Genomic DNA, 11,354 nt, shown 5'->3' with positions numbered 1-11,354 from the left:
AGGAGTGCAGCATGTTCAATGACCTGAGTCGCCTCGGTAAATACCTCGGTCAGGCCGCGCGCCTGATGGTCGGCATGCCCGACTACGACAACTACGTCGAGCACATGCAGAGCAAACACCCGGACAAACCGGTGATGAGTTATGAGGCGTTCTTTCGGGAGCGCCAGGAAGCTCGTTATGGCAGCAAGGCCGGACCCAAGTGCTGTTAACGCAACAGCCAGGTTGATGCCAATCCCCCTGTGGGAGCGGCGGTGCGACGATTCGACTTGCTCGCGAAGGCGGTGTGTCATTCAACATTTAAGTTGTCTGACACACCGCCTTCGCGAGCAAGTCGAATCGTCGCACCGCCGCTCCCACATTTGTTTTGCGCAGCAACTTTCAGGGTTTACGTTCGATGATGATTCGCCCCGGTTCACTATGGCAATCAAGTTTGTCCCGATAGTAGTGACACAACGATTGCAGCACATCACTGGCACAAGCCCCGCTAATCCTTCTATCAATGGCAAAACTCGCCACGTCCCCTTTCAGTTGAACATCCACCCCTGACACGGTCTCCAGTCGCTGCTTGATCTCTCCCAGTGTCCAGGGCTTTGAACTGAACACAATGCTGTCGGCCGGGTATTGATTATTCAGCCACCAATAGATGCCTCCCAGTACAGCGAAACATGTCAGCAGGCAAAGCAGGGGAGGCGGCAACTTCAAATGGAGTTTGTCGTAGATGACTTCCGTAAGCGTTTGCCAGAGCTTCAGGCGAAAGGACAAGCCAAGGCCCACAAGCAGCAAGATCGCGGCACCCATCATCGCCACTATCAAACCTGTCCGGTCAAGGTCCGACAGTTCTTCAAGGCATGTGAAATTCATGAGCCTTCACCTCTGTGCTGGCGAGAAGTAAAGAACGCGTAGTTGAATATCCTTTCTGTAATTGATCTGGACACAACCGCGACCCAGTTCAACGTCGCTCTCGGCATCCCACTTGAGGGTGTGCGGCTCTTTTTTGCCGAGGAAAATCGCTTCCAGTTCGCCGCTGTATTTGTGTGTCACATCCTGAATCACGGCATCCAGCTGCTTGATCGGCGCTTCTGCTATTTGCGCGGCTGCGCGATACAGGCTGGCGCGGGCCATTACAGGCAAGCTGCGCGCTATGAATTCGTGATCGCTGAGTTGCGTGATATTGCCCGTTCTTACGAACTCGAGATAACGACTGAAAATGTCAGGAGCGACGTCCAGTTGGGCCTGCAGACTGTTGGAGCCCAGCCTCGGATTAATCAGCACATCGGGATTGGCGCCGATACCGGCGAAGGATATCTCGCAGATGCTGGCTTTTGCGTACATGAATACACCACAGGCACCACTCGTGCCGTAGGCTTGATAATCCCGGCTGCTGAACTCGCACTCACAGGTTTTGACGTCGGGTTGAGCGCTGCTTGCAGCCGATGCCGCAAGAAGGAGTCCGCCAAGGACCCCGGCGGGTAATCTCGGATATAAAAGCATAGGAGGGTCTACCTCTCGTCATGCAGAGGAAGATGCGTTGTGTTGAGCGTAGCGGGAGGTTGAAACGTTGCCTGTGCAGGAAGGGCATTCAATGCGCGGTTTACGGCAACTCTTCCCATTTGACGTCGGTCAAACCGGACTTTTCAGCATGGTCGAGCAACTTGGCGTGGTTTTCCTGGATCGTCAGGGCGCGCTAATTGATCTGCACAATGACCGGACCTTCCGTGATGACCGGTGGGTACGCGTGGATGTGCGAAGCGTTTTTCTGAATCCACTCGCGAGCGACTTTCATGCTCTCATCGGTGCCGGCCTTGTCCGTGCAAACAGTCACCGATATACCGCCATCACCGAGAGGCAGCAGTGTGTAGCTTGCGAGGCCAGGCACTTTCCGGAGGGCAGCTTCGACGTCGGCCTTTTGCTCTTCTAAAAAATCGAAAAGCTGTTTTGCGCCAGGACCCGAGTAAGTTCTTATGACCGCGTACATGTTCGTCTCCTTTGCGAGTGACCGTCTTGATACCCATCCAGATTCGCTGGTGGCCGCTATCACCTGGATTTCAGTTCGTACCGATCTATTCAGCTTAGTCAAACGCTGGTGACAAGCGAAATGCAACGACCACCGGCAGCTCCTGGCCCGGAGCCGCGGCGGTCGATCAATCAGGCGGCGGGGAGCAGGCCTTTCTGTTTGGCGACATGAGTCGCCATTGCGTCCATCAAGTCCGGGGACAGGCAGTCATAGGGTTCCAGGCCGATCGAGCGCAGGCGCTCACGGATGGCCTTCATTTGCGCTGGCGGTGTGCCGGTTTCGATGATGGAGGACACGAACGCCGCGAAGCTCGGCGCAGCCCATCCGCTCTGGGGAGAGAGCTCGGTGTGGACGAAGTCCAGGCCATAAAATGCATGGTCCTTGTTCTCGATCCGCCCGAAGAGATGAACGTGGCACTGCTTGCAGGCGTGGCGCTGGATGGTGGCGGTTTCGTCGACAATTGCCAGTTTTTCGCCGTGGGCAGTGACGCTGACCTTATCCCGAGGTACTACGGCAATGACGGCGAATGTCGCGTTTTGCGGCTTCCAGCATTTGCTGCAGCCGCACGCGTGGTTATGCAGAGTTTGCGCGTCGATCCTGACCTCGACCTTGTCGGTCGCACACAGGCATTGCAGGGTGCCACCGGTGAAATTCGCGGCGGCGGGTTGGAAACCATTGTCCAGTGCAGGGTGAAGTTTCAAGGTGCTCATGCTGGCGTCTCCGTTTCAGGATGTCAGACAAAAGTGCCTGGGGCGGTGCTCCAGGCCGGTAGTTCATCAGAGCTTGATGACCTCCTTCGGTGCGACCGGTCAGTTCTATACCCGGATTAAGAATAGCGCGCCGTTCGAAGTGTTCCCATCAGGCTGGAAAAGCGAGCGGTTACCACTCGGTAGGCCACGGGTGCCGGTCAAGCGTTTCGCCGGTACAATGCGTGCCTCGACCGTGACAAACCAGATAAAAAAATATGTCTCTGCCTAAACATCACCTGGAACTGCTCAGCCCCGCCCGTGACGTGAGCATCGCCCGCGAGGCCATCCTGCATGGTGCCGACGCTGTGTATATCGGTGGCCCAAGCTTTGGCGCCCGCCACAACGCCTGCAACGAGGTGAGTGAAATCGCCGGGCTAGTGGAATTCGCCCGTCGCTACCACGCCCGGGTGTTCACCACCCTCAACACGATCCTGCATGACAACGAGCTGGAGCCGGCCCGCAAGCTGATCCACCAACTGTACGATGCCGGTGTCGATGCGTTGATCGTTCAGGACCTGGGCGTGATGGAGCTGGATATCCCGCCGATCGAGCTGCACGCCAGCACCCAGACCGACATTCGCACCCTGGCGCGGGCGAAGTTTCTTGACCAGGCTGGCTTCTCCCAACTGGTACTCGCCCGCGAGCTGAACCTGCAAGAGATTCGCGCCATCGCCGACGAGACCGATGCGGCGATCGAGTTCTTCATTCACGGCGCGCTGTGTGTGGCGTTCTCCGGCCAGTGCAATATTTCCCACGCACAGAACGGCCGTAGCGCCAACCGTGGCGACTGCTCCCAGGCGTGTCGTTTGCCGTACACGCTCAAGGACGACCAGGGCCGTGTAGTTGCCTACGAAAAACACCTGCTGTCGATGAAGGACAACAACCAGAGCGCCAACATCCGCGCGTTGGTGGAAGCCGGAGTACGCTCGTTCAAGATCGAAGGGCGCTACAAGGACATGGGCTACGTGAAGAACATCACGGCCTACTACCGCCAGCGCCTGGACGACGTCCTAGAAGACCGCCCGGACCTGGCCCGCGCGTCCAGCGGCCGTACCGCGCACTTCTTCGTGCCCGACCCGGACAAGACCTTCCACCGTGGCAGCACCGACTACTTCGTCAGCGAGCGCAAGATCGACATCGGCGCCTTCGACTCACCGACCTTCACCGGCTTGCCGGTGGGCGTGGTGGAGAAGGTTGGCAAGCGCGACTTGCAGGTGGTGACCTTTGAACCGTTGTCCAACGGCGATGGCCTCAATGTGCAGATCAAACGCGAGGTGGTGGGATTTCGCGCCAATATCGCCGAGTCCAAAGGTGAATTCGACGAAGATGGCCAGAAACGCTATCGCTACCGCGTCGAACCCAACGAGATGCCGGAAGGGATGTACAAGCTGCGGCCCAACCATCCACTGAGCCGCAACCTGGACCATAACTGGCAGCAAGCCTTGCAGAAGACCTCCGCCGAACGTCGCATCGGTCTGACCTGGGTCGCACAGCTGAACGAGCAGCGCCTGCAACTCACCGCCACCAGCGAGGAGGGCGTCAGCGCCAGCGTGTCCCTGGACGGCCCGTTCGGTCTGGCCAACAAGCCGGAGCAGGCCTTGGAGCAACTGCGTGACCTGCTCGGTCAACTGGGCACCACCGACTACTACGCCACCGCCATTGAACTGGATGCAGCCCAGGCGTTCTTTATCCCCAACTCGCAGCTCAAGGCCTTGCGCCGCGAAGTGATCGAAGCGTTGACCGTGGCCCGCGTGCAAGCCCATCCACGGGGAGGTCGAAAGGCCGAAACCAGCCCGCCGCCGGTGTACCCGGAATCGCACCTGTCTTTCCTGGCCAACGTCTACAACCAAAAAGCCCGCGACTTCTATCACCGTCATGGCGTGAAGCTGATCGACGCGGCCTTCGAGGCCCACGAGGAGACCGGCGAGGTGCCGGTGATGATCACCAAGCACTGCCTGCGCTTCTCCTTCAACCTTTGCCCCAAGCAAGCCAAAGGCGTTACCGGTGTGCGCACCAAGGTCGCGCCAATGCAACTGGTGCACGGTGACGAGGTGCTGACGCTGAAGTTCGACTGCAAGCCTTGCGAGATGCACGTCATCGGCAAGATCAAGGGACACATCCTTGATCTGCCGCAACCGGGCAGCGTCAAGGAACCGATCGTCGGTCACATCAGCCCCGAAGACCTGCTCAAGACGATTCCTCGCGGGCCACACTGAGCGTGACAGGCGAACGTGCAATGGTCCTGTTGCGTTCGCCTGGTCAGCCCTAATGCCGATCAGTTAAGCGAAGGTGATCCCCTAGATGTAGGAGCGAGCTTGCTCCGGGCGGCGTTCCGACGATGGTCTTTAACGAAAACGCGTGTTTACTGGCTAAACGCGGCGCTCTTGAGTCCATCGCGAGCAAGCTCGCTCCTACATATGGTCAGCCCGATCGCGTTGCGTGAGCTTATCGACCTTCAAGGCCGGGGCGGATACCGTCAGCTACAACCTGGTTTGCAGCGCGGGGAAATTCAGAGCTTTTCCATTTGTTCTTCAGCGCAGCACCAACGATTTCGTCCGCTTTGCTTCGCTGAATACAGACAGGCGTCAGCTGTCTTTATCAAGGTGACTGGCGTTACGTCCTCGATGCTCGGTTGCCTGACAGTTATGCCTGCGCTGGCCGTCACTTTCCCCAGCGGATGTTCGGAGTGTTCGATGTCCAGCGCTCGAATGGCTTCCAGAACATCTTGGGCGACCTGTATTGCACCCGCGCTGTCGGTGTTGGGAAGTAGCACTGCAAACTCTTCTCCGCCGTACCTGGCGGCCAGATCTCCGGGCCTTTTAATCGCTTGCTGGATCGCGCGCCCGACTGCGCTCAGGCAGTCATCGCCGGCGGCGTGCCCATACCTGTCGTTGTAGCGTTTGAAGTAATCGACATCGAGCAAGATCAACGCAAGAGTAGATCCGTTGCGCTGGGCCAAACGAATCTCATCCAGCAGCGCCGTATCCAGACGTCGACGATTACCCAGTCCAGTCAGGCTGTCAGTCAGCGCCATGTCTCGCATGGCTTTGTGTGCGTGACGTAACTCTCTTTCCACCCCCATTCTCTGACGGAGCTGACTCAAGACGATGAGCCCGAAAACCGCGAGAACGGCTATCAGGAAAACCAGCACGAATCCTGTTTTTAGTAGATCACGACGCCAGGGTGCCGTGATGGATTCCCGGGAAAGCCCTGCTTCTACGACCAGGGGGTAAGTGGTCAATGCTCTATAACCGTAAAGACGCTCAGTGTCATCTACCACCGCTTTTGCTTCTGCGACGCCTTCGTTGGAGTTCGGCAGGTAGCTCTTGAAAATCTCGCTGTTCGCCAGGCTCTTGCCGACGACGGATTCGATGAAGGGGCGCCGCACAAGGATCGTTCCGTTGCGCATGGCCAGCACCAGGGCGCCCTTGTTATCGATTTTAAAGTCGCCGTAGTAATCCACGAAGTAGCTGACTTTGATCGTTCCAAGCAGCACGCCTGCGAAAGACCCATCAGGATTGTTCAAGCGGCGTGAAATAGGAATGATCAGATCGTTGGTGGATCTGCTTCTGACGACCTCGCCAATATGTACGTCCCCATCATCATGAGTACGGTGGTACTGAAAGTAATCGCGGTCGGCATTGTTCGCCGGCTCTGGCGTCACTTCCTTGTCCGTCACGATCCACTGCCCGTCAGCGCCGTAAATGAACAGCCCGTGCAGCTGCGGCATTATTCTGGATTGCTCAACCAGGAGGTTGTGAATGCGAGGGATGTTGAGGTTCTGTAAGCCATCACCTTCGACGCGTTCACTGAGCGCAGCGGTCAGTACATCCACTTGTCGAATGGCATCTTCCGCATGCTGAGCTGTTGCACGCGCCAGATTTGTCACGGAGTCGCGGGCCGATGAAAAGGAGGAACGATAGTCACGCCACGTCCGCCAGCCCTCAACCGCCACGAACGCGACGATTGCCACCAGCATGAAACTCACTGTGAGTCGAAATGTAGCTCCAGCTTGCACGGCTTTGGTAGAAAAGGGTTCAGTTGAGCGATCCTCCTTCGGCTCTGGCTGTCTGCGTCCGAGCATTTACGTTTCCTTCTACGACTGAATTGCACACGGTACGTGCCGAACCCAGCCGCAATCATATCAGCGGATTCAGTGACGGGCTAAAGGCCTGGTTCGGTATTGCTGGCCACCAGGAGCGTATCGACGCGGGATCTCCGGTGGTTTCAGCTCAAGAACTCGTCAAGGCACCTTTGAAAGTCAAATGAGTGTCTGGCGCGCCCAGCAGTTGAGGCTATACAAGGCCGACAAACGACAGAATAACGAGGACGATCACAACGGCCCCGACGATGTAGATAATATTGTTCATGAAGATCACCTCTCTATCTGAACGGGATTTCGACACCGAGGTGTCTAGTACAGATGACCCCTTCGCTCGCAGTTCCGTTCCGCAAACCAGTCTCTATCAACAGGTGGGAATTACCTGGATTTGCCAAACTGTACGTAAAATAAGGCTTCATCAATCGGGACCAGCGAAAGGGCCTGGTAACCGAGGCGACCAAGCGATATGTCCATTCAGTCGAAGGTGTTGGTGAAGTACATGAGGTCTTGATAAAAGCCGCGACCCATTAATGAATACCGGTGAGCCGGGCGAAGGAGAGAAGGTGTCGAGTTCGACGTGTTCCCAAACACCAGAAACGACAAAGCCCTGAATAATCAGGGCTTTGTCGTATAAAGATGGCGGAGGCGATGGGATTCGAACTCATGGACCTGTTACAGTCGACGGTTTTCAAGTATGCCGGAGGACAGCTTTATAGTGCTTCCCACTCCTTTGGTAAGCTTCTCCAGCCCTTATAGTTCAAGCACTTAAGTCGCTTGCATGTTTGTTGTAGGTTGTCCTAGCTTTACCCAGCCTGCTTACAATACGCTCACTAGCGCAAAAAGCAGATGCGGCCGGCAGCTGCGCTAACAGCCCCGACCGCGTGGTCAACCTCCTTCTATTTCAAGGAAGCCAACATGCTCATAGTAACCACAGTTGCGCTGATCGCGCACGTCCGCGAGGTGTCGCATGCCTAAGCTGACGAAGTCGTATGTAGACAAGCTCGAACCACCTGCTGACGGATATGCGCTGCACTGGTGTAGCGAAACCAAGGGCTTTGGCCTGCGCTGCACCGCAGCAGGGAAAGTCACCTACGTCGTTCAAGGTCGGGTGCGTGCCAAATCAGCTCGCATCACAATCGGGCCGCATGGAGTTTTCACTGCTGATCAAGCGCGGGAAGTCGCTCGCGAACATCTACGTAGCATGCGTATGGGCATCGACCCACGTGAGACGGCGAAGGAGGAAGCTGCCGCTAACGTGACGCTACGGCAGGTTGCAGATGCCTACATGCGTGATCGCCCATTGAAGGAAAGCAGCAAGAGCGAAATTGACCGTCATGTGACCACAACATTTGAGGCATGGCAGAAAAAGCCTATTACCTCTATCCGTCGCGAGGCAGTCACGAAGCGCTTCAATGAGATGAAGACCAAAGGCTTGCGGGGCGATGGTCCAGCACCCGCGCAGGCAAATCAGAGCTTCTCTGTGTTGCGAGCGCTCTTCAACTACGCGATTCGCGAATACCGCAAACCAGATGGCTCGCCTGTCATCACAGATAACCCTGTCGATGTTCTCTACAAAAAATGGACTCCGATCAAGCCCCGCACTAGCCGCGTTCCAGACAGCAAGCTAGGGGCAGTGTGGTCACACCTGCAACAAAGCCGCGAGGTCGCGTACAACCGTGACACCCTCGCCAGCCTTGACCTCGTCATGTTCCTAATGCTCACCGGCGCACGCATCGGTGAGGCGTCAGCTCTAACATGGGGCAGGGTGAATCTCGAAGAGGGTTGGTGGCATATACCCGATCCGAAGAACTCGAACCCGGTATGGCTGCCACTATCGACACAGGCAGTGGAGCTATTGACCACACGCCAGCGCATCGAGGGAAGCTCCTTCGTCTTCACATCCTGGGGTAAGTGCGGCCACCTCAAAGACCCGCGCGATACGATGAAAAATCTGTCCGTCGTAGCAGGCACAAAGATTACGCCCCACGACTTAAGACGCACGTTCACGACAATAGGTGTGGCCACATGTGGTATCGACTTGCACAAGGTTGAACTGCTGACGAACCACGTTCCCAAGGGCGTGACAGCGCGGCACTATCTGGAAACCTCACATCTTCAATACCTGAAGCCCGAGGTACAACGTATTGCCGACTGGATTGCTGAACAAGGGCGTATTGCTCGGATGATCGCTGATGGTGAAAACGTGATTCCTATTAGGGCTTAAATTGGGCTAGCCCAATAAAATTAAGTAAAAACATCAGCTTGCTACACCATGGTACTTCTGCGTAAAGTACCAACCAACACAACTCGGCTTCCCGTTTCAGCGCGATGCAATTCCTGCACAGGCAGGATGGAACGGTAACGAAAAGTCTGCATGGGCAGGCGGCTAGAGATTCAGCGCGTGCAAATCACGCCGAAACTTGCCGCGCTGCCCATTTTCTTTTCTGCAGGCGGCGGACCAGTCGGAGTCCCCCATGAAGCTACTCACCAACGTACAAGCTTGCGAGCTGCTTGGCCTCAAACCGAACACTTTGGAAGTGTGGCGTACTCAAGGCAAAGGCCCCCAGTACCGAAAAATCGGCCGGGCTATTCGTTACGTTGAGTCTGACATTCTGGCTTGGATTGATGCCCAGACTTGTACCAACACCAGTCAGTATTCGACGCCGTTCTGCGCTAGCCGCCTAGCCGCAATTTAACCTACGACATACCGCATATATGGCGTTCGACCGAGCGCCAGCAGAACTGCGCCGCGAGATATGCCCCAACCATATCTATTCGCGCGGCGTTTTTCAAGGTAGTTGTCGCGTCAACCGTCTAACTATGCCGCTCTTTTCTCGACCTGTTGCTCTCGATCCGGGTTCAACAGCACGGTGCCGATCGGCTCCCAGTTACGTGTGCAACCCGACCACCGTTCCGGCTTTTTCTCTTTGGCTCGTTCGTACAGCTCATGTCGCCGGGCCAAGACCTGATGGTCCAGTCCTCGATGCCGCTCAGCCGGTGTGACGAACCGGATACGGCTATGCCGGTGTTCGTTGTTGTACCAGCGCATGAAATCCCTCACCCAAGCTCGTGCGGCGTCCAGACTGGCAAAGCCATGCTGCGGCCATTGCGGGCAGTACTTCAGTGTTCTAAACAGCGACTCCGAGTAGGGATTGTCGTTGCTCACCCGCGGTCGGCCCCGCGAGGGCGTGATGCCCAGTTCGTACATCTTGCTCAACAGCGTCACCGATTTCATCGGCGCTCCGTTGTCCGAGTGCAGCACCAGCGGTTCGTGTAAACACTGCTCGCCGATCACGCTGCGTTGCAGCAGCGCGGCGGCTTTCTCGCCGCTTTCCGCGTCGTAGACCTCCCAGCCCACGGCCTTGCGGCTGTAAATATCCTCGATCAGATAGAGGTAGTAATACTTGCCGCGTATCGGCGACGGCAGATACGTGATGTCCCATGACCACACCTGATTGGGCGCTTCAGCCGCATGCGTCGTTGGGGCCGCGTGCCGCCTGGGGCGCTGGCTACGACCTCGATGCTGCTGTTGACCCGCCGCACGCAAGACGCGATAAAACGTTGCCTCCGACGCCAGATAGCGCCCTTGATCGGCCAGGCGCGGCACGATCTGGCTCGGCGGCAGATGGGCGTACTCCAGGCTGTTGCACAGCGTCACAATGGTCTGTCGCTCAGCCTCGTTTAGTGCATTTCGCGGCGTTGGCCGTGTGACAGTCGTTCGGGCATCGGCCTGGATAACGTCTGTTTCAGTCCACCGTTGCAAAGTCCGCAGCGATAGACCGATTTCCAGGCTGGCCCTGATTTTTCTGGCTCCCGCCGCGACCGCGTTGCTCAGCCAGTCCACGAGTAACTGCCGTTCTGGCAAAGACGTCAGTTGTCCTCGTTGTCGGTCCCCCAGTAGTCGTTGAGCTTTTTTCGCAGCACCAACAACGCCGCTGTTTCAGCGAGCGCCTTGTCTTTGCGGCGCAGTTCGCGCTCAAGTTCCTGGATGCGTTTCTTATCTTTGCGAGACTGCTCCCGATCTTCTTTTTGCTGGGCCTTTTCCGATTTCTGGCCGGTGATGAAGGCTTGTCGCCAGGCAGTGATTTGCTCGGGGTAAAGGCCTTTGCGGCGGCAATACTCGCCCAGGTCGATCTCGGACAAACCGGCCGCTTCAAGGACGACAGCAAACTTGGTTTCGGCTGACCAGTTCTGAGCCGATTGCTTGTTTTCGGACACTGCACTTCCTTCAGAACTGAGCTGCTTGCGCCAGTTGGACAAAGACATTTCGCTGACCCCTTCGCGCCGGGAAACCTCGGCCATCGACAGGTTCAGTGGGGGAAGCAGCATCTTGAGTAATGCGGCTCTGCGTTCAGGTGAATAGTACGGCACGACCAGTCTCTTTCCGCCCCCGATATGCTTTTTTAGGAAAAACCGGAGAGGCGACAACTATCCTGACACCGGGGGCGCGTAAGCACATTGCAATAAAATCAAAATAGAGGCTTTGAGG

The 11,354-nt window shown here is 56.8% G+C and carries 10 protein-coding genes and 1 pseudogene; 5 read left to right on the top strand and 6 right to left on the bottom strand.

The genetic code is table 11. The annotated features are described in order from the left end of the window. The first annotated feature begins 11 nt into the window (after positions 1–11). The gene (locus tag ACYZTL_RS03290; RefSeq protein ID WP_157715158.1) at positions 12–209 is read left to right on the top strand and encodes a YbdD/YjiX family protein; all 198 of its coding nucleotides are present in this window, start codon (positions 12–14) and stop codon (positions 207–209) included. Between the two features lie 169 nt (positions 210–378). Here the strand turns inward: ACYZTL_RS03290 and ACYZTL_RS03285 are convergent, their stop codons facing one another. The 4 genes from ACYZTL_RS03285 to gfa form a co-directional block, all read right to left on the bottom strand. Beyond that, positions 379–861 (bottom strand): hypothetical protein, encoded by a 483-nt coding sequence (locus ACYZTL_RS03285; protein WP_461950557.1) that lies wholly within the window; start codon positions 859–861, stop codon positions 379–381. A 6-nt stretch (positions 862–867) separates the two neighbouring features. Further along, positions 868–1,332, bottom strand: a complete 465-nt coding sequence (locus tag ACYZTL_RS03280) for a hypothetical protein (RefSeq protein WP_461950556.1) — start codon at positions 1,330–1,332, stop codon at positions 868–870. A gap of 352 nt (positions 1,333–1,684) precedes the next feature. After that, complete coding sequence (locus ACYZTL_RS03275; protein ID WP_461950555.1) at positions 1,685–1,975, bottom strand: hypothetical protein; 291 nt, start codon at positions 1,973–1,975, stop codon at positions 1,685–1,687. 170 nt (positions 1,976–2,145) lie between these two features. Beyond that, positions 2,146–2,724 (bottom strand): S-(hydroxymethyl)glutathione synthase, encoded by a 579-nt coding sequence (gene gfa, locus ACYZTL_RS03270; RefSeq protein WP_461950554.1) that lies wholly within the window; start codon positions 2,722–2,724, stop codon positions 2,146–2,148. A 73-nt stretch (positions 2,725–2,797) separates the two neighbouring features. Here gfa and ACYZTL_RS03265 point away from each other — a divergent pair. Beyond that, positions 2,798–2,875: pseudogene (locus ACYZTL_RS03265) on the top strand (molybdate ABC transporter substrate-binding protein); the annotation flags it as partial. A gap of 103 nt (positions 2,876–2,978) precedes the next feature. Then, entirely contained in the window at positions 2,979–4,979 is a 2,001-nt protein-coding gene (locus tag ACYZTL_RS03260; protein WP_461950553.1) for a peptidase U32 family protein, read from the top strand. 293 nt (positions 4,980–5,272) lie between these two features. On the opposite strand, the gene ACYZTL_RS03255 is transcribed toward ACYZTL_RS03260, so the two are convergent. Next, a complete protein-coding gene (locus tag ACYZTL_RS03255; protein ID WP_461950552.1) occupies positions 5,273–6,847 on the bottom strand; it encodes a sensor domain-containing diguanylate cyclase in 1,575 nt (524 codons plus the stop codon). Positions 6,848–7,832: 985 nt separating this feature from the next. Between ACYZTL_RS03255 and ACYZTL_RS03250 the strand changes: the two genes are divergently transcribed. Both ACYZTL_RS03250 and ACYZTL_RS03245 read left to right on the top strand, forming a co-directional pair. After that, positions 7,833–9,089, top strand: a complete 1,257-nt coding sequence (locus ACYZTL_RS03250; protein ID WP_461950551.1) for a tyrosine-type recombinase/integrase — start codon at positions 7,833–7,835, stop codon at positions 9,087–9,089. Positions 9,090–9,339: 250 nt separating this feature from the next. Beyond that, positions 9,340–9,561, top strand: a complete 222-nt coding sequence (locus tag ACYZTL_RS03245; protein ID WP_461950550.1) for a helix-turn-helix transcriptional regulator — start codon at positions 9,340–9,342, stop codon at positions 9,559–9,561. A 122-nt stretch (positions 9,562–9,683) separates the two neighbouring features. Here ACYZTL_RS03245 and ACYZTL_RS03240 read toward each other — a convergent pair. After that, a protein-coding gene (locus tag ACYZTL_RS03240; RefSeq protein WP_461950440.1) for an IS3 family transposase occupies positions 9,684–11,236 on the bottom strand; the annotation gives its coding sequence in 2 pieces (ribosomal slippage) (positions 9,684–10,774 and positions 10,774–11,236; 1,554 coding nt in all). Positions 11,237–11,354 lie beyond the last annotated feature (118 nt).

This window comes from Pseudomonas sp. LB3P81 (assembly GCF_054897965.1).
The sequence above is the reverse complement of the archived record's forward strand: the minus strand, read 5'-3'. Positions and strand labels throughout refer to the sequence as shown.

Bases quoted from the DNA above. Each gene is read 5' to 3' on its own strand.
- ACYZTL_RS03290 (WP_157715158.1), top strand. From the start codon at position 12: ATGTTCAATGACCTGAGTCGCCTCGGTAAATACCTCGGTCAGGCCGCG.
- ACYZTL_RS03245 (WP_461950550.1), top strand. From the start codon at position 9,340: ATGAAGCTACTCACCAACGTACAAGCTTGCGAGCTGCTTGGCCTCAAA.
- ACYZTL_RS03255 (WP_461950552.1), bottom strand. From the start codon at position 6,847: ATGCTCGGACGCAGACAGCCAGAGCCGAAGGAGGATCGCTCAACTGAA.
- ACYZTL_RS03285 (WP_461950557.1), bottom strand. From the start codon at position 861: ATGAATTTCACATGCCTTGAAGAACTGTCGGACCTTGACCGGACAGGT.
- gfa (WP_461950554.1), bottom strand. From the start codon at position 2,724: ATGAGCACCTTGAAACTTCACCCTGCACTGGACAATGGTTTCCAACCC.
- ACYZTL_RS03260 (WP_461950553.1), top strand. From the start codon at position 2,979: ATGTCTCTGCCTAAACATCACCTGGAACTGCTCAGCCCCGCCCGTGAC.
- ACYZTL_RS03280 (WP_461950556.1), bottom strand. From the start codon at position 1,332: ATGTACGCAAAAGCCAGCATCTGCGAGATATCCTTCGCCGGTATCGGC.
- ACYZTL_RS03275 (WP_461950555.1), bottom strand. From the start codon at position 1,975: ATGTACGCGGTCATAAGAACTTACTCGGGTCCTGGCGCAAAACAGCTT.
- ACYZTL_RS03250 (WP_461950551.1), top strand. From the start codon at position 7,833: ATGCCTAAGCTGACGAAGTCGTATGTAGACAAGCTCGAACCACCTGCT.